Origin of the sequence: Parvularcula sp. IMCC14364 (assembly GCF_030758415.1) — a bacterium.
Taxonomy (GTDB): Bacteria; Pseudomonadota; Alphaproteobacteria; order Caulobacterales; family Parvularculaceae; genus Aquisalinus.
Window position 1 is genome coordinate 675,071 of the sequence record NZ_CP132334.1, and the last position, 24,030, is coordinate 699,100.

Annotated in this window: 18 protein-coding genes and 1 tRNA gene; 11 read left to right on the forward strand and 8 right to left on the reverse strand. The window is 53.2% G+C overall.

The genetic code is table 11. The annotated features are described in order from the left end of the window. Nucleotides 1–11 precede the first annotated feature (11 nt). A complete protein-coding gene (locus RAL90_RS03305) occupies nucleotides 12–2,225 on the reverse strand; it encodes a tetratricopeptide repeat protein (RefSeq protein WP_306253106.1) in 2,214 nt (737 codons plus the stop codon). 272 nt (nucleotides 2,226–2,497) lie between these two features. Between RAL90_RS03305 and RAL90_RS03310 the strand changes: the two genes are divergently transcribed. The 3 genes from RAL90_RS03310 to RAL90_RS03320 all read left to right on the forward strand — a co-directional run bounded on the left by RAL90_RS03310 (nucleotide 2,498) and on the right by RAL90_RS03320 (nucleotide 8,741). After that, nucleotides 2,498–4,282, forward strand: a complete 1,785-nt coding sequence (locus tag RAL90_RS03310) for an acyl-CoA dehydrogenase C-terminal domain-containing protein (protein ID WP_306253107.1) — start codon at nucleotides 2,498–2,500, stop codon at nucleotides 4,280–4,282. A 244-nt stretch (nucleotides 4,283–4,526) separates the two neighbouring features. Next, nucleotides 4,527–7,439, forward strand: a complete 2,913-nt coding sequence (locus tag RAL90_RS03315) for a hypothetical protein (RefSeq protein ID WP_306253108.1) — start codon at nucleotides 4,527–4,529, stop codon at nucleotides 7,437–7,439. Between the two features lie 216 nt (nucleotides 7,440–7,655). Beyond that, nucleotides 7,656–8,741: a calcium-binding protein gene (locus RAL90_RS03320; protein ID WP_306253109.1), complete on the forward strand. Its 1,086-nt coding sequence runs from the start codon at nucleotides 7,656–7,658 to the stop codon at nucleotides 8,739–8,741. 63 nt (nucleotides 8,742–8,804) lie between these two features. Here the strand turns inward: RAL90_RS03320 and RAL90_RS03325 are convergent, their stop codons facing one another. After that, complete coding sequence (locus tag RAL90_RS03325) at nucleotides 8,805–9,710, reverse strand: MBL fold metallo-hydrolase (RefSeq protein WP_306253110.1); 906 nt, start codon at nucleotides 9,708–9,710, stop codon at nucleotides 8,805–8,807. Nucleotides 9,711–9,909: 199 nt separating this feature from the next. Here RAL90_RS03325 and RAL90_RS03330 point away from each other — a divergent pair, with 199 nt between their 5' ends. Continuing rightward, nucleotides 9,910–11,286 (forward strand): class II 3-deoxy-7-phosphoheptulonate synthase, encoded by a 1,377-nt coding sequence (locus RAL90_RS03330; RefSeq protein ID WP_306253111.1) that lies wholly within the window; start codon nucleotides 9,910–9,912, stop codon nucleotides 11,284–11,286. 42 nt (nucleotides 11,287–11,328) lie between these two features. On the opposite strand, the gene RAL90_RS03335 is transcribed toward RAL90_RS03330, so the two are convergent. Next, complete coding sequence (locus RAL90_RS03335; RefSeq protein ID WP_306253112.1) at nucleotides 11,329–11,730, reverse strand: DUF6491 family protein; 402 nt, start codon at nucleotides 11,728–11,730, stop codon at nucleotides 11,329–11,331. Between the two features lie 249 nt (nucleotides 11,731–11,979). Between RAL90_RS03335 and RAL90_RS03340 the strand changes: the two genes are divergently transcribed. The 3 genes from RAL90_RS03340 to RAL90_RS03350 all read left to right on the forward strand — a co-directional run bounded on the left by RAL90_RS03340 (nucleotide 11,980) and on the right by RAL90_RS03350 (nucleotide 15,097). Then, on the forward strand, nucleotides 11,980–12,897 hold the full coding sequence (locus RAL90_RS03340) for a Gfo/Idh/MocA family protein (protein ID WP_306253113.1): 918 nt from the start codon (nucleotides 11,980–11,982) through the stop codon (nucleotides 12,895–12,897). A 29-nt stretch (nucleotides 12,898–12,926) separates the two neighbouring features. Beyond that, the gene (locus tag RAL90_RS03345; protein ID WP_306253114.1) at nucleotides 12,927–14,111 is read left to right on the forward strand and encodes a DegT/DnrJ/EryC1/StrS aminotransferase family protein; all 1,185 of its coding nucleotides are present in this window, start codon (nucleotides 12,927–12,929) and stop codon (nucleotides 14,109–14,111) included. 152 nt (nucleotides 14,112–14,263) lie between these two features. Beyond that, nucleotides 14,264–15,097 carry a hypothetical protein gene (locus tag RAL90_RS03350; RefSeq protein WP_306253115.1) on the forward strand — a complete coding sequence of 278 codons (834 nt, stop codon included), beginning with the start codon at nucleotides 14,264–14,266 and terminating at the stop codon, nucleotides 15,095–15,097. A gap of 69 nt (nucleotides 15,098–15,166) precedes the next feature. Here the strand turns inward: RAL90_RS03350 and nhaA are convergent, their stop codons facing one another. Then, nucleotides 15,167–16,360 carry a Na+/H+ antiporter NhaA gene (gene nhaA / locus RAL90_RS03355; protein ID WP_372340422.1) on the reverse strand — a complete coding sequence of 398 codons (1,194 nt, stop codon included), beginning with the start codon at nucleotides 16,358–16,360 and terminating at the stop codon, nucleotides 15,167–15,169. 461 nt (nucleotides 16,361–16,821) lie between these two features. Between nhaA and RAL90_RS03360 the strand changes: the two genes are divergently transcribed. The 4 genes from RAL90_RS03360 (at nucleotide 16,822) to RAL90_RS03375 (ending at nucleotide 22,127) form a co-directional block, all read left to right on the forward strand. Continuing rightward, entirely contained in the window at nucleotides 16,822–17,757 is a 936-nt protein-coding gene (locus RAL90_RS03360; protein ID WP_306253117.1) for a hydrogen peroxide-inducible genes activator, read from the forward strand. A gap of 139 nt (nucleotides 17,758–17,896) precedes the next feature. Then, a complete protein-coding gene (locus tag RAL90_RS03365) occupies nucleotides 17,897–18,610 on the forward strand; it encodes a tellurite resistance TerB family protein (protein ID WP_306253118.1) in 714 nt (237 codons plus the stop codon). 389 nt (nucleotides 18,611–18,999) lie between these two features. Further along, a complete protein-coding gene (locus RAL90_RS03370; RefSeq protein ID WP_306253119.1) occupies nucleotides 19,000–19,683 on the forward strand; it encodes a VacJ family lipoprotein in 684 nt (227 codons plus the stop codon). Continuing rightward, nucleotides 19,683–22,127, forward strand: coding sequence for an RND family transporter (locus RAL90_RS03375; protein ID WP_306253120.1), 2,445 nt, complete (start codon nucleotides 19,683–19,685; stop codon nucleotides 22,125–22,127). The genes RAL90_RS03370 and RAL90_RS03375 overlap by 1 nt, the downstream gene beginning before the upstream one ends. A 26-nt stretch (nucleotides 22,128–22,153) precedes the next feature. Here RAL90_RS03375 and RAL90_RS03380 read toward each other — a convergent pair whose 3' ends face one another. The 4 genes from RAL90_RS03380 to RAL90_RS03395 all read right to left on the reverse strand — a co-directional run bounded on the left by RAL90_RS03380 (nucleotide 22,154) and on the right by RAL90_RS03395 (nucleotide 23,940). Continuing rightward, nucleotides 22,154–22,768 carry a phospholipid-binding protein MlaC gene (locus tag RAL90_RS03380; protein ID WP_306253121.1) on the reverse strand — a complete coding sequence of 205 codons (615 nt, stop codon included), beginning with the start codon at nucleotides 22,766–22,768 and terminating at the stop codon, nucleotides 22,154–22,156. A 152-nt stretch (nucleotides 22,769–22,920) separates the two neighbouring features. Beyond that, nucleotides 22,921–23,005, reverse strand: a tRNA-Leu gene (locus tag RAL90_RS03385). 74 nt (nucleotides 23,006–23,079) lie between these two features. Next, a complete protein-coding gene (locus RAL90_RS03390; protein WP_306253122.1) occupies nucleotides 23,080–23,481 on the reverse strand; it encodes a DUF4112 domain-containing protein in 402 nt (133 codons plus the stop codon). A gap of 6 nt (nucleotides 23,482–23,487) precedes the next feature. Continuing rightward, nucleotides 23,488–23,940: a hemerythrin domain-containing protein gene (locus RAL90_RS03395; RefSeq protein ID WP_306253123.1), complete on the reverse strand. Its 453-nt coding sequence runs from the start codon at nucleotides 23,938–23,940 to the stop codon at nucleotides 23,488–23,490. Nucleotides 23,941–24,030: the final 90 nt, after the last annotated feature.

Genomic DNA, 24,030 nt, shown 5'->3' on the forward strand with positions numbered 1-24,030 from the left:
AGGTCAACCGGTCAGTTGGCGGACGCGATTGCCTGTCTTGGGACCCAGCTTTCCAGCCGTGCGTCGATCTCACGTCGCTGGTCGGCTGGCAGGAGCAAGCCGAGGCGTGTTGCTTCGCTGTTGGCATCGCCGTCACCCAGTTTTCCAGCAAGGGCGTACCAGTAATAGGCTTCCTGCGTGCTCTTGGGCGTTGTTGAGTTGCTCTCCAGATCAATGGTCGGATCATAGATCAGGGCAAGATTGTAGATAGAGTCTACATATCCGTATGCAGCGGCCTGTTCGAACCAAGAGATGGCGGTCGATTCATTGCGCGCGCCGCCAGCGCCGAGGGCGTACATTGATCCCAGCTTGTGCATGGCCGTGATGTTTCCGCCTTCAGCTGCCGCCTGATACCAGTTGCGGGCCATGATCTCGTTCTGCTCACCAAAGCGTCCTGTGCGGTAATCTTCGGCAAGGGCGTATTGCGCAGGCGGGTAATTGCGGCTTGCAGCCTGTTTGAGAATAATCAGGGCGCGGCGTTCTTCCTCTTCGTTTGTCGCAATAGATGAAAGCGTCTGCCAGCGGATGAACTGCCCTTCTGCCGTCAGCTCCGTGGCGCTGGAGCCAGTCGATCTGCCTGGTGCGATGGGGCTGGCGTCAGGCCCCAGAACCTGTGATCCGTCTACTGCAGAAATCGTGCCGGACTGGTTGCCGCGCAGCAACAGGAAAATCAATGCCATTATAGCAAGTAGAACGAGACCCCCGATAATTATAAGAGGCAGTCTGTTTCGGTCACGGGTACCGTATTTCTGGCGCAAGGCTGAAATTTTTTCGTTCTTGCGCGCTGGCTTGTTGATAAGCGTAACTTCTTCGCCTGCTTCTTCCGGCGTGTCAGCGTCGGCAGAAGCATCCTGTTCTGCATCCAGCTCGGCGTCTTTCTCAAGGCGCTTGCGCCGGGCGCGGGCAGCCAGGATGACTTTCTGTTTTGCCGTCAGTTGCTGTTTGCTTTCAGAAACCGGTGGCGGTGCCTGTTCGTCCTCATCCTGATCCACGTCCAGCTCGATGAGCACTTCACTGGGGTCTTCAGCCTCATCGCCGAACACATCGTCAAAATCTTCTTCCGCCGGCATCTGACGTTCGGCGCCAGACATGGCGGTCTGAAGTGCGCTGCGTGGTTGTTCGGGGGGCGTTGCGGCCGGTTTTCCGGCTGCTGTCATGTCGCGATACGCCTCAGCACCCTCGGCCACACCGTCAAAGCGCTGGATCATCTTCTGGAAAGAGCCGTGCAGGTCCTGAATACGCTGATTGGCCGCATCCGTCGTGGCAGAGATTGCAGCTCTGGCGTCTCGCGCCGCCTGTCCGTTTTCTTCGTCAAAGCGCGACAGGTCTGTGCGCAAATCCTCGATTTTTTGCGACAGGCGCGTGATACCCTCAGCCGAGCGCTGCTCTGCCCCCTCAAGCTTGTCAGTCATCTTCTGGATGTTGCTTTCCAGCGCCTGAATCTGATCGCCGGAGCGTTTGATTTCAGTGCCCAGAATGCGCAGCTTGTTGCTTGTGCGCTCTATAAATTCCGCGTCATCGGATTGTGCGGCAGCTTTTGCTTCCAGCATCAACGCTTTCGACGTTGTTTCGGTTTTGCGCAGCTGATCGGTAACGGTGTCGAGAAAACCGCGAACTTCCTCAATGGCGGCGGCATTTTTCTGGTCTGCTTCGGCGACACGGTCACTGAGCGAGCGAATAACTTCATCATGGGCATCAACGCGGGCCAGTGTTTCGTCCCGTGTGGCCTCAAAATCTGCGACCATATGCTGGAGTGCTTTTTCCAGTGCCGCAAAACTGTCGATATACTGCTTGACGCCGCCGCCATTCTCCAGCTCCTCGACCCGTGCAGCAAGGAATGGATCACTGCCGGCAGGCTTTTCAGTTTCAACGCGGCGCACCCTGTCGAGGACTGAACTCAAGCCGTTATTGAGATTGGTAAAGGCTTCCCGACTGGTCTGTTCGTTATTCTTCAGGCGTTGATTGAGGCGGTTCAGGGAATTGACCACCTGCTGGAGTTGGTCAATCGAAACCACATCAGCAGGCGGGTCACGCCGGTCCTGATCGGCTTCCTCTGTGCCCATGACAGTGATGTTCTTGTTGAGCCATTCACCCAGCGTCATGCCAGCTTCACGGGCAGCTTTCTTCGCAACCTCCCGGGTCTCCGGGTCGATTCCTTTGATACTCCACGGCACATTCGATTTCATGCGTGTCAGCCTTGCCGTTTGCCGTCCGGTAACCCGGATTATTGCTTATATATGATTCAACAATATATCCGGTAAGGTGCTTCGCGCCCTCGGTGAAGTGTCTGGTGCCAAAAAACTGCATCTGTGCCCCGATGAGTGCCAAGTGTGCAGAAATTGCAGAAAGAATGGCCGCTTTCTGCACGATTTTCTTGTCGCAGGCCATGCGCCGCAAGTATGTTCCGGGCAACGAAGCCGGGCAGGTGGCCCGCTCATGACATCATCTGGAGATCAAGATGCCAATTTATGAAGTACCAGTGCGCGAGATGCAGTTTCTGATTCACGATGTGCTGCAAACACAGAATTATTCAAACCTGCCCGGTTTTGCTGATGCGACACCCGATTTTATCGATGCCGTGCTGGGCGAAGCTGCAAAGTTCAACGAACAGGTTGTGCAACCCCTGAATGTGGTGGGGGACAAGGAAGGCTGCACGCGCCATGATGACGGGTCCGTGACGACCCCGACGGGCTTCAGGGAAGCCTACAAGCAGTTCTGCGAACAAGGCCTTGGCTCGATCGCCATGGACCCTGAATATGGCGGGCAGGGACTGCCGATTTTCCTGGCCTACGCAACAATGGAAATGACCACGTCTGCCAATCATTCCTTTGGCATGTATCCAGGGCTTTCCGGTGGGGCCTGGCGTGCCATTCACGCCGCTGCCAGCGACGAGCAGAAACAGACATATCTGCCCAAGATGACGTCCGGCGAGTGGACTGGCACAATGAACCTGACCGAGCCGCAATGCGGAACGGATCTGGGCCTTATCCGCTCCAAGGCTGTGCCGCAGGAAGATGGGACATATAAAATCAGTGGGCAGAAAATCTGGATTTCCGCTGGCGAGCATGACATGGCCTACAACATTATCCACCTGGTGCTGGCACGCATCGAAGGCGCACCTGAGGGTATCAAGGGAATTTCCCTGTTTATCGTGCCGAAATTCATCCTTGATGAAAATGGTGAGCCGGGCGAGCGAAACCCTGTTTCCTGTGGCGGCCTGGAAGAGAAAATGGGCATTCATGGCAATGCCACCTGTGTCATGAACTATGATGGTGCCACGGGGTATATTGTTGGCGAAGAACACAAAGGCATGCGGGCCATGTTCATCATGATGAACGAAGCGCGTCTTGGAGTTGGCCTGCAGGGGTACGCTTCTTCCGAGGTTGCGTATCAAAATGCAGCAGCTTTTGCCCGTGACCGGTTGCAAAGCCGTTCCATTACGGGGGCTAAAAACCCTGATGGCCCGGCAGACCCGATTATCGTTCATCCCGATGTGCGTCGTATGCTGATGGATACGAAGGCCTTTACCGAGGCTGGCCGTGCGTTGGTCTTCTGGGCCTCTCTTCAGGCTGATCTTGAGCACAAGGCAGAGGATGAGGCGACCCGCCAGAAAGCGGGCGATTACATGGCCTTGCTGACGCCTGTTATCAAAGGCTATCTGACCCATCGCGGTTATCAGGCGACAAATGACAGCCTGCAGCTTTTTGGTGGCTCCGGGTTTGTGGAAGAATGGGGCATGTCACAATTCGTCCGTGATTGTCGTATCTCGACCATCTATGAAGGCACGAACGGCATTCAGGCGCTGGACCTTGTCGGACGCAAGCTGATGGCTGATGGTGGCCGCGCCTGGCAGACCTATTTTGCTGAAATTGATCAGCTTGTGGAAGACCTTGATGGCAAGGAAGATCTGCAGGTGTTTGTCGATGGCTTGCGCGATACCAAGACCAAGCTGGCTGACGCAACCCAGTGGATGGGGGCGAATGCCATGGCCAATTTCGATAACGCCGGGGCCGGCTCCTTTGATTATCTGTGCCTGTTCGGCCTGACATCGCTCGCCCATATGTGGCTCCTGATGGCAAAGTCGGCAGCTGAACAAAAGGATGAAAGTGATCCGTTCTTCGCCAACAAGCTGATCACAGGGCGCTATTTTGTCGAGCGCATCCTGCCGGAAGCTGACGCGCACCTCGCCAAGCTGAAAACAGGTGCTGACAGCATGATGGCGCTGGAAGCTGCCGCTTTTTAAGGGCTGGCGGATTGCAGCGCTTGGTTGCGCGACCCGAAACAGGAAGCCCCGTTCAGTATTGAGCGGGGCTTATGGAACTTTTAGCTTTCGTGCGAGGGGCGGGCAACGCCCATAATTCGGGGAACTTTTCGGCGAGGCGGCTATTTATTCGGGATGGATGAAGGGCCTCGAAGGGTGGTTAGACCCGGCCCAATAGGTTAATAATTTATCACCAATATGGGTTGGGATTTGAAAGGCGGCGATAATGCTACTGGTGCTTGGTCAGGAAAACGGGATCATAAAAAACGACGGATTGATCTCCACTTACGTCAGTTCAACTGTAACCACTCTTTATGAAACGGGCACCGCCTTTCAGCTTGATGAAGATTCAGTAACAGCCTTTCAGTATTATGAACCGCTGCTGGATAATCAGGATGGGCTATCCTTCAACCATGACGGCGAGTTCCAGTTGCAAGACGGCTGTTGTGGATGTTGCGGCGCGCAACTCGTTCTTGATGAAGGGGACATTGCCGAGGTCAATGCCTTCGTTAACGGCGAAGCAGCGCCGCAACCGGTTTTCGCACCTGTAGCCAGCGAACCAGCACCACCGGTTGAATCCATGTTCTCAGGGAATTTCGATTTCTCTGTTACAGTTTCAAATGATTCAGGAGATGTAAGTTTTGACTCCTTCATTGCTGATGTGCTTGCGGTGACAGAAAAATCTCTCGCTATCTGGGGCGAGTTCATTACCGGCGCGACGGGCGCATCCATTGAAGTCTCTGTGTCGATTGATGAGTTGGGTGAAGGTACTGTCGCCAGTGCTGGTGCTGGAGATCTTGATTTTCAGGGTGAGGATGAAAACGGTATATTCATCTTTGCGCCGGGCACACAGATTGAGTTGACAACTGGTGAAGACACAAATGGTATCGAGTCTGATCTGAATGTAAACGTCAATACGGGCTTTCTGGAAAGTGCAAATGCCTTTTTCGAGACAGATGATGATCGCGATGTACCAGTGGGCGCTATCGATTTCGTTTCCGTACTGACCCATGAAATCGGCCACGGGCTTGGGTTCGCTGGCTTCTTTGAGGCTGATGGCAACCAACCTACATTTGACTTCGGCGGTGCGACTGGTGTTCGTGAAATCGCTACCACATATGATGATTTTATAGAATTTGATGAAAACAATACGCCATTTTTCACCGGACAGAATATTATCGATGTCTATGGTGAGAAAGTAGCGCTGGAAAACCAGTCCGGGCCCGGATCAGATATTTCCCATTTCACGAGAAATAAAACACCTGACGTTCCCAATGACCTTGCTGTGGCCCTGATGAATCCAACGGTTGTCAGCGGCGATCTGACGACAATTGGGTTGGCTGAACTGGCTGTCTTGGCAGATATTGGCTATGATAACCTGACCGTTCCAACTGATTTGTCGATTACAAACCCCTTCCGCGATACTGTTTTTCCGACGATATCGCTGGATCGGCAGACCAGCATAGTCGACGGTGGGGTTTTGTTGAACTTTACTGTACCGGAAGATAGTCCATTCCAGAATACAGATAGCGGTGTCGGTTATCGCATCACAAACGAAGCCGGAACAGGAACTTTCAGTGGTCGTGCAACCATAGGACCGAATGATGTTTCAGGCCTGGAGCTCGTTGATTTGCGTCAAGTTCTGACGGCTGATAGTGGCACGAGTGTCATCAATTTCTCAGGCGGCAGCTTCCTGGTGGAGCTGTTTAATCCTGCTCAGGGCAATCTCTCCAATGGCTCAAACTCACTGAATACGACGATCGATATTGATGCGGTTATCTATGGCTCCGAAGGTGATGACCTTCTGGAAGGTAATACAACCGCAGATGATATTTATGGCACTGGTGGCAATGACCTGATGCGTGGCAACGGCGGCGGCGATCGTTATTTCGGCGGTACAGGGACAAACACGCTGCTTTATGATACTTTTACATCAGGTGTTGTTGTGGATCTCTTAAACGGTACCGGCATTGCCGGTGGTATTGAAGAGACCTACGCTGATATTCAGAATGCTACCGGTAGTGTTTTCAACGATAGCCTCACCGGTGGTGATGATGATAATGTGCTCGTTGGCGGCGCAGGCATCGACACGCTGACGGGTGGTAACGGTAATGATATTCTGACTGGCGGCGCGGACGCGGATGTGCTGGATGGTGGGTTCGGTATCGATACGGCAGATTACAGCGAGAGCCTTGAGGCGGTAAATATCAATTTACTTTTAGGAACGGCAACTGGCGGCGACGCAGCAGGCGATACGTTCGCAGGCATTGAAATTATTCAGGGCTCGGCCTTGGATGACGCGCTGACCGGCGCGTCGGATGATGACATATTTAATGGCGGTGAGGGTAATGACACTCTCGTTGGCAACATTGGCCGGGATGTCCTTTCTGGCGGGGTCGGTGAGGATAATCTCACCGGGGGGTCGGGCGTTGATACGATTTCTGGTGGTGCAGATAATGACACTATTTTCGGAAACGGCAGTGATGACGATCTCTTTGGTGACGACGGAGATGACTTTATCGATGGCGGTGGTGGCCGGGACTTTATTGAAGGTGGTCTTGGTAATGATGAATTAATCGGTGGTGATGGTGGTGACGACATATTTGGTGGCGATGGTAATGATAATATTTCAGGTCGCCGAGGCAGCGACGATATTTTTGCCGGCGATGGCGATGATTTCGTTGCTGGTCGTGGTCTGACGGATGTAATCTTCGGTGGCGCAGGCAATGATGAGCTGCGCGGTAATGGCGGTACAGATACGATCAATGGCGAGGCCGGTAACGACATTATCGTCGGTGGTGCGGGTAATGACACGCTTTCTGGTGGTGACGGGGATGATTTCCTGGATGGCCGTCGCGATGATGACATTCTTTCTGGCGGTGCAGGCAACGATGTCCTGTTCGGAAAGGGCGGCCTCGACACTTTCATATTCGAAGCTGGCCATGAGCAGGTGCAGGTTGCCGATTTCCAGGATGGCCAGGATACGCTTGATCTGACGGCATTTGGTTTTACCGACATCAGCGAAGTAACTGCGCTGATGACAGAGGCAGATGGCAATGTCACCTTTGCCTTGAATGGTGACACATTGGTGATCGACAACATCACCATAGCTGCCCTCCAGGATGACATAGCGTTCTAGCTTTACCGCTCCATTGTATGATTACACATGTGACAGGGAGCGTGAGCTCGCTTTTGCACGTCTGATCACCCCAAATCGGGTGGAATTACCCTGAAGATTTTCAAACAGTAATCAGGCATTGCGACTGCAAGATTGTACGCCAGTGCAATAGCTGATAGCGTCATTGCCTTGGCAAAATGTGACTTTGCAGAGGCTTTGAAAGTAACAGGTTTATCAATGACTGATTTTGATTTCGACTTGAATGATGACGACGCGCTCTTTTTCGCCGATCTGAGTGGACCCTTGGCATTGTCTACATCGCAGATCATCGGCACAGCTGCCGATGATACCCTGCAGGGTACAGAGATGAATGATGACATTCTCGGCTTTGGTGGAAATGACGTCATTTTCGGTAATGCCGGTGATGACCGCCTGTTTGGCGGCTTTGGCGATGATGTCATTCATGGGGGTGATGGTCTCGACACTATTCAGGGCAATGCCGGAAACGACCAGCTTTTTGGTGGTGCCCGCCTGGATAATATCCGCGGTGGGTCTGGCGATGACGTGATCGACGGGGGTGATCAGGGCGACATGCTGTTTGGCAACGATGGTCGCGATATCATTTTTGGCGGTAACGGCACTGACTACATTGAGGGTGGCAAAGGTCGCGATACTATTTTTGGCGGCAATAGCGATGATATTATCAGTGGTGGCAATGATGCGGACAAACTGAACGGAGACGATGGTTTTGACACTATCTTTGGCGGTACAGGTAGTGATCTGATTAGCGGCGGGGCCAATAATGACACGCTTTTCGGCAATGCGGATGATGATCGCCTGCTCGGGGACAATGGCCTGGATACGCTGTTTGGTGGCAACGGCAATGACACACTTTTTGGCGGTGATGGTGGTGACTCTCTGTCCGGTAATGCCGGGGAAGATATCCTGTTCGGGGAGAGGGGCGCTGATGAGCTGTTCGGTGGTAGCGGTAATGACCAACTGTTTGGTGGGCGCGGTGATGACATGCTTTCAGGTGGTGCAGATGATGACATTCTGTCAGGTGGTCGCGGTACGGATCAGATGACCGGCAATTCTGGTGCGGACATTTTTGTGTTTGCGCAGGGCGATGATAATGTGACGGTTACAGACTTTGCCGATGGTGAGGATAAAATCGACCTCACGGATTACGGTTTTACTTCTGTCGGCGTTGTCGGCGTTTTTCTGACCGAAACAGGGAATGACGTCGTATTCTCGCTTGTTGGCGACACGCTGACGATTCAGAATACGACGATTGACGAAGTCATTGACGACTTCCTGCTTTAGAACGGCGTTGCCGGGCTGAATCTCGGCGGGTGCTAAATTACACCCGCCATTTCCAGTTTTATCCTAGCTTTTCAAGTCTCTGACAAATGTTCTGGTCATCCGTTCGCCATTAATGAACTGCCAGCCATAATCATCGTTCCAGTTCGCAAGTGGGTCAGCAGCAACGATCTCGTCTTCGCCAAGTCCCTGATCCACCAGCGTTTTAACTGCCGTGCGCATGGCTTTCAGCGCTTCTACTGTCGTGAGGATTGTTGCCTTGTCTGACAATGGGCCATGGCCGGGAATGATTTGTGTGTTGTCATCCGCAAGAGCGGCAACAGCTTCAAGATTGGCAATATAGCCGTCCACTGTGCCGCCAGAATCCAGGTCGATAAACGGATAGCGCCCTGCAAACAGTGTGTCTCCCATGTGCATGACATTAGCTGTCCTGAAATGCACACGTGCGTCTCCATCCGTATGCGCGTTGGGGAAATGGAAGACGTGAATTTCGTGGCCATTCCAGTGAAAAGTTGTCGTGTCCGAGAATGTTAAAACGGGCAGGGAACTTGCGCCTTCTTCCAACTCGCCCTTCACGTCGAGGCTTTGTTTAAGGCGTTTGCGTACATTGTCATGAGAGAGAATGGTCGCGCCCTCGGCGGCCATGGCGGCATTCCCGCCGGTATGGTCGCCATGCCAGTGGGTGTTGAGAACATAGCTGACAGGCTCGTCGGTGACCTCAGCGACAGCTGCCAGGATCTTGTCAGCGATATTGCCGAACTGGTCGTCAATCATGAAGACGCCATCTTCACCAACAGAAATACCGATATTGCCGCCACGCCCTTCAAGCATGTAAAGACCATCGCCCAAGTCAGTGGTCGTGATAATGACATCATCGCCCTGCACAACGGTGACATGGGCGCTGGCCGACATCATGGGGGAAAAAATGGTGAGAGCGGCGGCTGAAACAGCGGCAAAAACAGACTTGTTCATGAAATACCTCTTTATCCTGTAAGTGCAGGACCATAATGACTGTCTGTTAGTATGGCCAGTCACTGGCGCGTGACTGTCGGTGTTTGCTCTTACTATCTTGCGGTGAGGCCATATTACATTAACGGCCTGACGCTACAGTGTGTTGCTATTCGCCGGATTTGGCATAAAACGCTTTATGATAACTGAAATGAGACAGAAAATGGTCGGAAATTCACAAAATTGGTCTCCCGATACATGGCGCAGCAAGCCCAAAAAACACATTCCGGAGGATTATCCTGATCCTGCGGCCCTTGATGCTGTGGAAGAAGAGCTGACATCTTATCCTCCGCTGGTGTTTGCCGGTGAGATTCGCACCTTGCGCGCGCACCTTGCTGAAGTGACAGGGGGTCGTGCTTTCCTTTTGCAGGGAGGAGACTGCGCCGAGAGCTTCAAGGAATTTCACCCTGACAATATTCGGGACACTTTCCGTGTTCTGCTGCAAATGGCTGTCGCGCTGACCTATGGAGCCGCGATGCCGGTGATCAAGGTGGGCCGGATGGCGGGCCAGTTCGGCAAGCCGCGTTCATCCCCGACCGAGACGATTGATGGCGTGACCTTGCCAAGCTATCGCGGTGACAACATCAACGCGATGGCCTTCACGCCTGAGGACAGAATACCTGACCCGCAAAGATTGTTGAAAGCCTATGGTCAGTCAGCGGCCACGCTGAATCTCATCCGTGCATTTGCAAAAGGTGGCTACGCTGACTTGCGTAACGTGCATCGTTGGAACCTGGAATTTGTGAAGGATAATCCGCAATCAGAGCAATATGGTGCGCTGGCCGACAAGATTTCGGACGTGATCGCCTTTCTGGAGGCGACCGGCATCATTTCCCAGGATAGTCGCCCCCTGAATGAGGTCGAATTCTACACCAGTCATGAAGCATTGCTGCTTGGCTATGAACAGGCGATGACCCGCGTCGACTCCACCACAGGACAATATTATGATACGTCTGCGCATTTGGTCTGGATCGGGGACAGAACCCGTCAACCCGATGGGGCGCATGTGGAATTCGCCAGAGGTATAAATAACCCTGTAGGGATTAAATGCGGTCCATCGCTGGAGCCATCAGAGTTGATGCAGCTTCTGGATATTCTCAATCCTGAAAATGTGCCGGGCCGCATCGTCCTTGTCGCAAGGTTCGGAGCAGACAAGGTGGCCGGTGGCTTGCCTAGGTTGATCCGTCAGGTTGAAGCAGAAGGGCGTAAGGTGGTCTGGTCTTCAGATCCCATGCATGGCAATACCATCAAGGCAGAAAATGGATACAAGACGCGGCCATTTGACAGTGTGCTGAAAGAGGTAGAAACCTTCTTCGATGTGTGTCGCGCTGAAAACGTACACCCCGGGGGAGTACATTTTGAGATGACTGGTCAGGACGTGACAGAATGTCTGGGCGGTGCGCAGGCTATTTCGGTCAAGGATCTGTCATCGCGGTATCACACCCATTGTGACCCACGGCTCAATGCAACGCAGTCGCTTGAGTTGGCCTTTCGCCTAGCGGAGAACTTGCGGGGCGTGCGATCTAAAAAAGCGGCCTGATCAGACAGGCCGCTTTCACAATGACGCATACGATCGGGCAGTTTAGCCGCTTTTCTTTTCCAGCTTCTGGAATGTACCAAGCCCGCAGGAGCCGATATTCATGCCTGTGCCGTTATCAACTACGGAAATCAGTTCGTTACGGCATAGCTGTGAAAGTGTTGTACGGTATTGCAGGCGTGTGTTGAGGCCATCTGCATTGCTACAGCGCCCGTTGACTTCGTTAAGGTAGTAATCATCGCGGCCGACACGTACCAGAAAGTTTTTATCATCCAGTGCCTTGATCTGGTCTATCCGTCGCAACGACAAACAGCTTTCAGTCTCACCAGTCTTGTCAAAAGCAGCAAGAGCCTCAGCGGCCTTGTCTTCGTCTCGGCCTGTGTCAGAGCTGGCGCAGGCACTCAGCGCTAAAGCGCAGGCTGCGGAAACGATGAGTAAATTTTTCATTTTTATCTCCTTGGGTAAATGGGCTGGGGACTGGGCAATGAACGCAACATCTTACAGTATGATCCAGCATACCCCAGTAATCCGCGGTCGCATAACGCATTGCTGCATGAAGACAGATGTATCTGGCCATATCGCGTGGTTGTGAAATACGGCGAAACAAGATTTGACAGGATATTGCGGGTCACTAGCATTGCATAGCGCGACGGGGCTTTTATGTTGCGCTGCAATAGAAACAGGGTTGCGTAAATTATGGTTTTGAGAGCGGGTGTAGCAGGAGCTGGCGTTTTTGGCGGGTACCATGCCAACAAATATGTCGAGGCAGAAGCAGCAGAACTGACAGCCATTTACGATGCGATCGAACACCCTGCAGCAGCCCTTGCCAGCAAGCATGGCTGCGATGGCACGACAGACTATGACGCTTTTCTCAACAAGATTGATGTGCTGACGATCACGGCGCCAGCGACTTATCATTTCGAGCTTGCAGAAAAAGCCTTGCTGGCCGGCAAACATGTATTGGTCGAAAAACCCATCGCCTTGCATCTGTCGGACGCAGACAAATTGCTTTCCATAGCCAGCGAGAAGGACCTGATTCTCCAGGTCGGGCATCAGGAAAGATACGTATTTGAGGCTTTCGGCCTCTTGGATCGTCCGGCCCCCAAAGAAGTCCATTCCCGTCGGCTGAACAAATTTTCAGGTCGCGCAATGGATGTCTCCGTCGTTTTTGACTTGATGATTCACGATCTCGACCTGCTTAATCAGGTCGCCCATGGTGATGTCACAGCGCTTACGGCAACGGCTACATGCAGGCATGGTGAAAAGTCAGACCACACCGAAACACACATCACCTTCTCCAGCGGCACAAAGGCGACGCTCGCTGCGAGCCGCCTGGAGGAAGAACCCGTCAGGGATATGCGTCTTGTTTATGACGATGGTGAAATTCACATCAATTTCCTGAAACGGGAAGTCTCGAATACGACCGGCACAGCCTTGACCACCGATTTTGAAGCCGACAATCCTCCATTGGCATTCAGGGATCCGCTGGCCTTTGGCACACAAAGTTTTCTCAAGGCTGTTGAAGAAAATGCTAGACCTACCGTAGACGGAGTTGCAGGACGCGCAGCATTGGACCTCGCGCTGCGAGTCGAAGCGGCGTCTGCCAACGCTTGAGCGGCAGAAATAAAAGAAGGATATCTCAGATGAATGCAGTCGCAAACCTCGCTCTTGAACGTGAAAGCCGTGTAGGCACTATTGCTTTTATCGACCTCAAGGCGCAGCAAAAACGCATTCGCGCCAAAGTCGAGAAACGGCTGATTGATGTGCTGGATCACGGGCGCTACATTGCCGGTCCGGAAATAACTGATCTCGAGGAAAAGCTGCAGGAGAAGACCGGCGCACACAAGGTCATTGCCTGCGCCTCAGGCACCGACGCGCTTATCATTCCGATGATGGGCCTCAATCTCACACCGCAGGACGCTGTCTTCATCCCGGCCTTTACCTACAACGCGACAGCAAATGCGGTTCTGATCGCGGGGGCAACGCCTGTCTTTGTGGATGTTGATCCGGTTACCTTCAACATCTGCCCTGAAGACCTGCAGGCAAAAATCAATGCCGTCAAGGCAGAGGGTAAGCTGAAGCCCGCAGTCATCTGTGCGGTTGATCTGTTCGGTTTGCCTGCTGATTATCCTGCGATAAAGAAAATTGCGGATGCAGAAAGCATAACAGTTTTTGCTGATGCGGCGCAGAGTTTCGGCGGCAAACAGGCTAATCGCTGGGTTGGTGACCTTGCGCCTGTGTCGGGTACGTCATTCTTTCCGGGCAAGGCTCTAGGCGCTTACGGGGATGCCGGGGCGACATTCGTTCAGTCTGAGGAGATGGTTGAAATATGTGAGTCCATTCGCTGGCACGGCACAGATGTGCAGCGCCGAGAATCTGTTCGGGTGGGCATGAATGGACGGCTGGATACATTTCAGGCTGCCGTGTTGTTGGAAAAGCTGGAAATTTTTTATGATGAGCTGGAAGCCAGAAAAAATATTGCGGCCATTTACACGAAACACCTTGGCGACCAGGCGCATGTCCAAGGCACATATGACCAGACCGATAACAGTTTTGGTTACTTCACCGTGCAGTTGGATCACCGCGATGCGGTGCGCGAGGCCATGGGCACAGCAGGTGTGCCAACTGCAATTTACTATCAACAACCCCTGCATTTGATGAAGGCATTCGAGGCGTATGCGCCGGAATCTGGTCTGCCAAATTGTGAAAAACTGGCCGACAGGGTGATGTCACTGCCAATGCACCCTTATCTGACAGAAGATCAGGCTCATTTTATCTGCGAAGTCCTGCAAGCAGCGGTCAAAGAAGCCGCCAGAAATGCTGGCTAGAGCCTGTACCTGGTACTTGTTCCTGGTTAACGGTGCGCCAGATCACACATAAGCCTGAATTTTGAGCGTATATGTCCATCTTTGCGTAAAGCAGGGCGGCAACGGATGATACGCTATGATGTTGATTCTTTGTCAGGCCCGGGGAAAAGAAAATGATATTGATAAGGCAGGCAGTCACTGTGCGTTTCGGACTGTACCCGGATTTTTTCAGGGTGCTGGAAAAGGACGAGGCTGCCCTGAAGTCGGTGTTTGACGAGGCTCACTACGCGTATCTGGACGCGCCGTTTCCGTCGCTCTGGAAGGAAAAACTCTTCACATATCTTTCTCTCTTTACGGAGAATAAATATTGTGTTCTGCGCCATGCCGCTTTTCTGACAGGCCATGGCTATCCATCGGGCGACAGGGATTGCGGGACGATGGCGCAGTCAGAGGTCCGGGATTTCCTGCTACAGCCATTGCCTGATTTCAGTGTCTATGCCAGCTATCTTGAATATCTGGAAAAGATGCCGACCATAAATGCATGGCCGGAAGATGATTCTTTGTTCGAAGAAGCGGTTTTTTGGGGGGCCGTTTCGGCTTTTCTCAAGGATGGGCCGTATTCGGATTTCAAGCTGAAATTTCGCAGAATACTCGGGGAAACATTTTATAGCCGGTTGATGTCACTGCTGGCGTTTATTCAGTCCGCTCACTTTTGGGCGGAATTGAATGCGGAAGAACTCAGTATTGAGCCTGACGCTGAGGAATTGCTGCGTAAATATCCGGACCTTGAGCTTGTGTTGCGAGACAGATACGAGGCTTTACTGAGTCGTGACAGAACACATGCCGGGGCAATCTATGGCAGCAATACGCAAGTTCTGTTGCAGACCTTGACAACAATCGAGCAACAGCCCGCCCTAGAAGGCGGGGAAGAATATGATCTTGGCTATGACATGGCATTGCGCCGTGTGCGCGGGATTATCTCAGCAGCTCGAAAGCTCCTGAGTTAACCCGGGATAAAAAAAGGCCGCCAGTGACGATGCACAGGCGGCCCGAAGTATTTGATATGATATTGGAGCTTAGAGCGCAGGCTGCGCAGCGGCTGCTTCCACTTTCTTCTCCTTCAGGCTGAGTGACAGCACCATAAAGCCAACTATACCAGAGGCAATGGACCCGGCCAGTACACCCATGCGCACCTGGTTAAGTGTGTCTGCATCACTGAAAGCCAGTGTACCGATGAAAAGGCTCATGGTGAAGCCAACACCTGTCAGACAGGCGACGCCATAGAGTTCTTTCCAGCCAACGCCTTGCGGCAGTTTGGCAAGGCGCAGACTGACAGCCAGCGCGGCGAAAGCCATGACACCGATCTGCTTGCCAAAGAACAGGCCCAGTGCCACGCCGATGGTCACAGGTGCCAGGAAGGCGTCCAGGCTCAGCCCGGCAAAAGAAACACCGGCATTTGCGAAGGCAAAGATTGGCAATACCAGGAAGGCGACCCAGGGGTGCAAGTCATGCTCCAGCTTGTGAAGCGGCGACTGCGCCCCATCCTTTCCGTGCAATGGGATCATGAATGCGACAAGCACACCGGCCAGTGTCGCGTGTACGCCAGATTTCAGCACGGATACCCAGATGATAAGTCCGATCAGCGCATATGGTGTTATCCGCTTCACGCCCATCCTGTTCAGAATAAACAGGGCAACCAGTCCGGTTGCGGCAATTATCAGCGCAATGATCGACAGGTCACTTGTATAAAACAGCGCAATGATCGCGATGGCACCAAGGTCGTCGATGATGGCAACCGCCAGCAGGAAGACTTTCAGGACAACGGGCACGCGGCTGCCGAGCAGCGCAAGAATGCCGAGAGCAAAAGCGATGTCCGTGGCAGCGGGGATAGCCCAGCCAGAAATTGTGTCCGGGCTGCCCCAGTTGAACCAGGCATAGATCAGTGCGGGAATGGCCATGCCGCCGATGGCAGCAAAGATCGGCAGGGAAGCCTTGTCGAAGCTCGACAGTTCACCTTGTATGACCTCCCGTTTGATCTCAAGACCGACCAGAAAGAAGAAAATGGCCATCAAGCCGTCATTGATCCAGAGCAGCAGCGGTTTATCGATAACAAGCGCGCCAATCTGTACAGCCACAGGCGTGGTCAGAAGCTGGTCGTATAGATCGCTCAGAAATGAGTTATTGGCCAGCAGGGCCAGGGCAGCAGCAAACATGAGGATCAGGCCAGCTGATGCCTCCAGTTTCAGGAAGTCTCCTACACGGTTAAAAATTCTCGTCATTTATCCCTCGTTACGTTGGTACACGCAGATATTCATGGACGGGATATAAGCGGCAGGAACAGGAATTGCAGCGATCACGGGTATTTATTTTGATAGCTTTAAGCTATCGACGTGGCGGAGGGGTGGCGGGTGCTGATTGATAGGATTTATATATCGAAATAAATTGGTTAATTCTATTTACTTATCGCAAATTCTCTCCATCTGACAATCATCGTAACACGAAACAAAAGGAAAAAATGAAATGACCACCGCATTTACCCTGTCAACAGTTGTGCTTATTGGCATAGGTTATGTGTCAGCTATTGCCATGTACTTCTGAGAAGTCTGATGAAATGGGCGGATGCAATAAAGCATTCTGCCCGGTTTCATATTGGCGCATCTGCGCCGAAGCACTGTATGCTGCTGATAATTAACGGGCACCCGGATAACTTATCGGGTTTAGGAAAAGAACAATGGCAGAAGCAGAATCTCTTACCTTGAAACAGTTACGCTACCTTCTGGCGCTGGACGAAGTGAATCACTTTCGCCGGGCAGCCGAGATATGCGGGATCAGTCAACCTTCCCTGACCACGCAAATACAGGCGATCGAAGAGGTCCTCGGTGTACATCTGGTAGAGCGCAGTCGCTCCGGGGTGAGTTTCACGCCAACCGGGCGTGAAGTGGCTGTCAGGGCACGTCGCATTATGGATGAAGTACAGAACCTGGTGGATTTCACAGCCGGGGCGCAGCGCGGCCTTGTTGGCACCATACGTCTGGGGTCGAAAGCGACGCTTGGTCCTTACCTGCTGCCACATGTGGTCGCGCGCCTTCACAAGCAGTATCCTGATCTTAACCTGTATGTCCGCGAAAGCACACCGCGCGAACTGGAATATGAACTGACGCGTGGTATTCATGATCTGATCCTGGCACAGCTACCTGTGACCGGCGCTGAGCTTGTCACTGAACGATTATTCCGTGAGCCGCTTTATCTTGCCCTGGCAGCAGATCACCCTCTTGCAGAGCATGATGTGCTCAACCCCGGGGATTTGAAGGGGTTGGAGGTTCTCTCCCTCAATCCGCAATTCCACCTTCACCAACAGATCATCGATCTGTGCAAGGATTTCGGGGCCGTGCCTGTGCGTGATTATGAAGGGACCAGCCTTGATGCATTGCGGTTGATGGTTGGTATGGGTATGGGCGCTGCTTTCCTGCCAGCGCTTTATGCGCGTTCGGAGATTCCAAACCGTGGTGAGGTTGTGGTGAAGCGGATCAAAGGCAAGGTCATAAACCGGTCTGTGGGGCTGGTATGGCGCAAAAGTGCCGGCAAGGCGGAAACCTATCGTATGATTGCGCAGGTTATCCGTGATGTGATCGGCAAGAAGTTTGACGACATTATTGTCGAAGGCTGATTTATTTCAGCACCGTGATAATCAGCTCTGATAGTTTTTTTCAATCCTGATACTGCGTCGCGCAGCATTGTCTCTTACGGTTAAAGTACCAATATCTCTGTAAAGCCGGCAATGTGCTGGCCGGTACAAGGGAAACACAATGGAACAGTTCAGAACAATGATCAATCAGGCTATGACTAACGGTGCAGCTCCTCAACAAGGTGCCCCCGGACAATCTGCACAGGGGGCAGGATTGTCGCTGGATTCATTCCTGACCGGCAAGGGTGGTTTGGCGACAGGTGCGGCCGCAGGTGGGTTGGTCGGTTTGCTGCTTGGTGGCAAGAAGGGCCGCAAAATGGCAGGCTCTGCCGTTAAGCTGGGCGGTGTCGCGCTTGTTGGTGGTCTTGCCTACAAGGCATTTCGCGACTGGCAGCAACAGAAAGCGCAAACCGCAGTGACGCCAGCAGAGCCTGTCGCCCGCGAGACATTCCTGCCAACTGGGCAAGGTGAGCAGGAGACTTTATCACGAACAATCATCCGGGCAATGATTAGTGCTGCGCAGGCGGACGGGCATATTGATGAAGCGGAGCGCGAGCGCATTCTGGGTCAGGCAGAGGCTGTTGGCCTTGATACGTACGATCAGGGTTTCATCGCGCGCGAGCTGGCAAGGCCGGCTTCCATGGATGACCTTGTTGCAGAGGCCAGGTCACCGGAGATTGCGACAGAAATCTACATGGCAGCGCTTCTTGCTGTGGACGCGGAAGGCGATACCGAGAGAGCTTGGCTGCATCTTCTGAAAACGCGCCTTCGGCTTGATGACGACCTTGTGACCCAGATTCATGCGGCTGCCGACCAGCAGCTTGCAGCGGCATAAAGATTAGGATGGAGTTGAACATGGTTTTGGGTGTCTTACTTTCCATCGCAGTCATTTTGTGGGCCGTTTCGTGGGTTGCCAGGCGGTTTTTTGGCCGGGAACTTGGCCTTAATCCGGAGCCTGTGCCGGTCCGGCAGGATCTCAGGCAGCGCCGCAGGCGCTAGGTTTACGCCATGGGCGGGTATTCCCTGTCTTTGAACCGGTGCGCGTAGCTGGCACAGATTTCCCGTCCGGTGGCGGCGTCAGGCGGGTTGTGTGTTCTGCATGCAACCCTCTCGAAAAAGTGCGTAAAATCAGGTTCAGTTGCTTATATAACTGGTCTAAGTAGGAACCTGTACTTACTTCGGGGGTTCCAAAAGACGATGTTCCGTTTCAGGCCAAAATTTTTCATGGCAGCTCTGGTGCTTGTTCTCACAACCACGGCTTGCAGCACGTTGCCGGAAGACCAGTATGTCGACCCTTATGAGGGGTGGAACCGCAAGGTCTACAACCTTAATGATGATCTGGACAAGGCAGTCGTCAAACCTGTGACGCAAGTCTATGTGGCGGTCACGCCTGATCCGGTGGAAAAGGGTGTCAGCAATTTCTATGACAATCTGCTCTACCCGACAGTCGCGCTGAACCAGTTTCTGCAAGGCAAGGTTGAAGAGGGTTTTCGGGACATGACCCGTTTCACGCTCAATTCAACGCTTGGTGTTGTTGGCATTTTTGACGTTGCCACCACTTTGGGCCTGCCCGAAGAGGAAGAAGATTTCGGTCAGACCTTTGCCAAATGGGGCGTTGGCACAGGGCCATATGTGGTCTTGCCGGTAATGGGCGGCATGACCTTGCGTGATGGCGTTGGCCGGGCCGCTTCCATGCCGGTTAATCCGGCATTCTATCTGGAGGATGCTGAGGCGAGATTCGGGCTGGGCGCAGGTGCAGCCATTGATACCAGCGCGCAGCTTCTCGAAGCGCGCGATCTCATCAAGGGCGACGGTTATCTTTTCGTGCGTGACACTTATGTTCAACGGCGCGAGTTTCTCGTGAACGATGGCAGTACGCAGGAAGAAGACCCGTTTCTGGCTGAATAATGAACAGTATTTTCGCACAGATCGGGCGTTTCTGGTTTGCAGCGCCATATATGCTGCTGGCTCTGGTTACGGCGGCGACGCTATTTGCAGGCCTGAATGCGCGCAATCTATCCTATGATGCGTCTGCCGATACGCTGGTGGCTGAAAACGATGCAGAGCTGGCCTATTTTCTGGAAATAAGTCAGGATTTTGGGGATGGGGCCGTCGTATTTCTGACCTATGAGCCGCTTGAAGGTGATCTACTGTCCCCTGACAGCCTGGCCCAGCTTGCTGATCTGCAGGCACAGCTTGAAGCAATCAAGGGCGTCTCTGCAGTTACTTCAATTCTCGATGTGCCGCTGTTTCGCAGCCCACCAGTTGAACTTACGCAGCTCGCGACAGATTTTCGCACACTCAAGTCGCCAGATGTGGATATTGACCTTGCCAGAGACGAGCTGCGCAACAGCCCGTTATATCGCGAATTGCTGATCTCTGCCGATGGCCGGGCGACAGCGATGCGGATCGGTATCGAGCCGGATACTGAACTTGATGAACTGTGGCGAGAGCGACAGCAACTGCGACAGGTCACGCCGCGCACCGAAGAAATCGCGCAGCGTCTGCGCGTCATTGAGCCCCAATATCAGGCGGCACGCCGTGCCTTCACAGCGGATCAGGAGCGCCTGATGAGTGACATCAGGCAGGTTCGGGAAGGCATTTCCGGTGAGGCGGTATCTTATTTTGCAGGGGTGCCGATGATCGCCTCGGATATGATCCGTTTCGTCAAGAATGACATTCTCACATTCGGGGGGATATCGCTGTGCGTTGTCATGGTCGCGCTGTTCCTGTTTTTCAGGCGCTTGCGCTGGGTTTTCCTGCCCGTGGCGACGGCGCTTCTGGCTGTGTTATTGACAACGGGTATCCTTGGCTTCCTGCGGCAGCCCGTCACGGTGATATCCTCGAATTTTGTGTCGCTGCTGATTATTTTCTCTATCGCTTTTACTGTCCATCTGATCGTCCGCTACCGGGAGATCGGTCGCAGCGAGGAGGGGCTGACCAACAACGAGATGCTGACCCGTGCGATGCTCGATAAATTTGCGCCGTGTCTTTACACCGCGCTGACAACCATGGCGGCTTTTGCCTCACTGATGGCAAGCAACATTGTGCCTGTTATTGATCTGGGATGGATCATGTGCGTCGCCATGGCGACAGCATTTTTTATGAATTACACGTTCTTTCCGGCTGTGCTGCGGCTTTTGCCCGAGCAGCAGGTGCTGGGGTCTGGCGAGACAGCGCCGTTTCTGCCGCGGGTGATGTCGCTCATCTCAACCCGGGTGCCGCTTCTGGTCATCCTGCTGGCGCTCGGTGCGGCGGCAGCGAGCTGGTACGGGATAAACCGGCTGAGTACGGAAAGCAGGTTTGTGGACTATTTCCGCGCGTCCTCGGACATCAGTCAGGGGCTTGAATATATCAATGAAAATCTCGGGGGCACGACCCCCATGGAGGTGATCCTCACATTCAAGCCGTTTGAGGAGGAACCGGTCGCCGACGATGATGATTTCTTCACGGAGGAGCCAGATGCCTATCCGGAGCGTTACTGGTACACGCCCGACAAGATAGCGCTCTTGCGCCAGATGCAGGAGTTTCTGGAGGAGCAGCCGGAAGTGGGCAAGATAATTTCCCTGGCAACGCTGGAGGAAGTGGCGCGTGAGTTCAACGAAGGTAATGCGCTCAACACGATCCAGCTTGCGGCGATTGTCGGGGCAGTGCCTGAAGATCTGCGCCGCGAGTTTCTGACGCCCTACAGTTCCCCGAGCGATGGCCTGATGCGCATGTCGTTGCGTATGCGCCCTGTTGAGCCGCGCCGCGCCCGTGATGACCTGATCCGGGCAATAGAAGAATATGCTGTCTCGGAAATGGGGATGGCGCCTGAAAATGTGCGTGTCACAGGGGTGACTGTGCTGTTCAACAATATGCTGAAAACACTGTTTGCCTCGCAGCGCGCGACCATCGGGCTTGTGGTCCTCGCAACCTTTATCATGTTCCTTATCCTGCTACACTCACCCATGCTGGCTGTTGCAGGCGTTGTACCGAACCTGCTGTCAGCGGCAATCGTGCTTGGCTTCATGGGGGTGGTCGGTATCACACTGGACATGATGACCATGACCATCGCAGCGATCATCATCGGCATCGGTGTGGACAACGCGATCCATTATCTGCACCGTTACAAACAGGAGCGCAGGGCAGGGCGCACCAGACGTGAAGCGATTGAAATCAGTCACAGCAATATCGGCTCTGCTGTGTACTTCACATCAATCACGATTATTGCAGGGTTCTCCGTACTGGCACTGTCAAATTTTGTACCAACCATTTATTTTGGTGTACTGACAGCCATGGCAATGGGCTTGTCCCTGATGGTGAACCTGATCGTTCTGCCGAGCCTGTTAATGGTTTTTGGCCGGGACTAGGTCACGCGGCAGGCGCATCGCCCATGTTATGCGCCGTCGATCACTTCCGGCCATATCTGGATGACCCGTTCCATGTCACCATTTTCAGTTTCCATGACACTGCGGAACTGGTTGCGATATGTCAGCCCCACATTGACGCCATCAATGATGATATTGCGGGCTTTCCATGTGCCTGCATCATCACGTCGCATGGAATATGAAACTTCGTAGGACGTGCCGTCAGCTGCGGTGACATCAACAAGCACGCTTGCACTGGTGTCAGAGCGCATATTGGTCTCGCGGACCTGAATATCCCGAATTTCTGTTGCTACAAGAGCGGAGGTGTAGAGATCAACCAGGGTTGCCTTGAACAGTTCCCGAAATTGCTCGCGCTGGCTGTCGGTCGCCTGATCGCGATAGTTGCCCATAACACCTCTGGAGAAGGCCTCAAAGTCAATCACCGGGTCGAGCAGGGCAAGAAGTTCATTTTGCAGAAGCTCAGGATTGTCATCATATGTCGGGCGATATTCTCTCAGGATCTCCAAGGCATCGCGGGACACATCCACCACGAGCTGCTCCGGGTCATTCTGGGCAAAGGCGGTGCTGGCTGGCAGCAATACCAGCAGCACAGCAAAAAAATTCAAAATCGATTTACGAGCCATGGCTCAACTCCATTGGTCTGCGACACTGGTCACAAGTTTCTCAGTAATTTATGTATCAAAAAGGCAGGACGCAATCCCGCCTTGTGTGTCACGCATCACATATGCGTTGTTCACGCATGGTTGCACAGCGAATAAAGTGAATGACAGTGTTCTGGTGCCCCTGGCCCGAATCGAACGGGCACTCCCTAAGGAACGTGATTTTGAATCACGCGCGTCTACCAATTCCGCCACAGGGGCCTGCAACAGACAGCCCTTCTGATATGTAAAAAAGCTGACGTCAAGCAGATAAGCCCCCGGTACTAATGTGCCACTCAGTGGCTGAGGTCATCCAGTAAAAGCGCCAGTATCCGGCGATTGGATTTGTGGGTCAGGTCAAAAAAATCGCCAACCACCGGAATAAGGCCAATCAGAAATTCCCTGCCGATAACGCCCAGCATCCGCATGATGGTCTTTTTGCGCGCGCCAGCCTGAACGGCTTCACCGACGAGATGTAACGACACCACGGTCGTCAGGGCATCGCCCACGCCCGGTACAAGCCCCAGGATGCCATCCAGTCCAACACCTATTTTTGTACCTGGTAGTGTGAACAGGTCATCCATCCAGCGCGCCAGTATTTTTACCCGGCGCACCGATGCCGCGCGTGAGTCACCAAACCGCACATCCGACTTCATGGATGTGCGGCTTGTGGTGGATACATTGTCCAGCGACATCATTGCGGGTTATGCTGCGGCAAGATCGTCCAGCGCGGCGCGCTTTTTGGTCTCGAACTCGCGGCACATTTGCTTTTCCTGCGCTTCGGAGAACTCTTTCCGGGTTTCCGGAAACACTTCTTTTTCTTCCTCGGCAACATGGTGTTCAACGCAGTCTTTCAACTGTTTGAATTTCATGAGCCAGCCCGGCGAGGACATATCCATATCATCGATTTCACGGATCATGTCCGACAGCTCCTTGTGCTCTGCCACGCTGTGACGGGCCTTTTTGGTAAGGTCATCTTCGCTCATCATGTCGGAGTAAAAAACCTGCTCTTCTGCCATAGCGTGTGACTCGAGCTCTGTTTTATATTCAGTCCACAGGGCGTGGCGCTCGGACGTATCACCTTGCGTATCGACGATTTTCTCGCCAAGCTCGCGTTGATAATTGTGGTCGTCTTTCAAGCGTTCATAAATCTTCATAGTACTATCCTTTTGATTGCACACCCCACCAACGTGGCAGCGTGTATCTGGTTCCAAAAGAATATGAAGATCGCAGTCCTGTAGATTAAA

Coding starts and splice junctions, on each gene's coding strand:
- RAL90_RS03365 (WP_306253118.1), top strand. CDS start 17,897: ATGGAACAGTTCAGAACAATGATCAATCAGGCTATGACTAACGGTGCA.
- RAL90_RS03305 (WP_306253106.1), bottom strand. CDS start 2,225: ATGAAATCGAATGTGCCGTGGAGTATCAAAGGAATCGACCCGGAGACC.
- RAL90_RS03350 (WP_306253115.1), top strand. CDS start 14,264: ATGATATTGATAAGGCAGGCAGTCACTGTGCGTTTCGGACTGTACCCG.
- RAL90_RS03390 (WP_306253122.1), bottom strand. CDS start 23,481: ATGATGTCGCTGGACAATGTATCCACCACAAGCCGCACATCCATGAAG.
- RAL90_RS03395 (WP_306253123.1), bottom strand. CDS start 23,940: ATGAAGATTTATGAACGCTTGAAAGACGACCACAATTATCAACGCGAG.
- RAL90_RS03340 (WP_306253113.1), top strand. CDS start 11,980: ATGGTTTTGAGAGCGGGTGTAGCAGGAGCTGGCGTTTTTGGCGGGTAC.
- RAL90_RS03320 (WP_306253109.1), top strand. CDS start 7,656: ATGACTGATTTTGATTTCGACTTGAATGATGACGACGCGCTCTTTTTC.
- RAL90_RS03310 (WP_306253107.1), top strand. CDS start 2,498: ATGCCAATTTATGAAGTACCAGTGCGCGAGATGCAGTTTCTGATTCAC.
- RAL90_RS03345 (WP_306253114.1), top strand. CDS start 12,927: ATGAATGCAGTCGCAAACCTCGCTCTTGAACGTGAAAGCCGTGTAGGC.
- RAL90_RS03335 (WP_306253112.1), bottom strand. CDS start 11,730: ATGAAAAATTTACTCATCGTTTCCGCAGCCTGCGCTTTAGCGCTGAGT.
- RAL90_RS03375 (WP_306253120.1), top strand. CDS start 19,683: ATGAACAGTATTTTCGCACAGATCGGGCGTTTCTGGTTTGCAGCGCCA.
- RAL90_RS03315 (WP_306253108.1), top strand. CDS start 4,527: ATGCTACTGGTGCTTGGTCAGGAAAACGGGATCATAAAAAACGACGGA.
- RAL90_RS03325 (WP_306253110.1), bottom strand. CDS start 9,710: ATGAACAAGTCTGTTTTTGCCGCTGTTTCAGCCGCCGCTCTCACCATT.
- RAL90_RS03360 (WP_306253117.1), top strand. CDS start 16,822: ATGGCAGAAGCAGAATCTCTTACCTTGAAACAGTTACGCTACCTTCTG.
- RAL90_RS03380 (WP_306253121.1), bottom strand. CDS start 22,768: ATGGCTCGTAAATCGATTTTGAATTTTTTTGCTGTGCTGCTGGTATTG.
- RAL90_RS03330 (WP_306253111.1), top strand. CDS start 9,910: ATGGTCGGAAATTCACAAAATTGGTCTCCCGATACATGGCGCAGCAAG.
- RAL90_RS03370 (WP_306253119.1), top strand. CDS start 19,000: ATGGCAGCTCTGGTGCTTGTTCTCACAACCACGGCTTGCAGCACGTTG.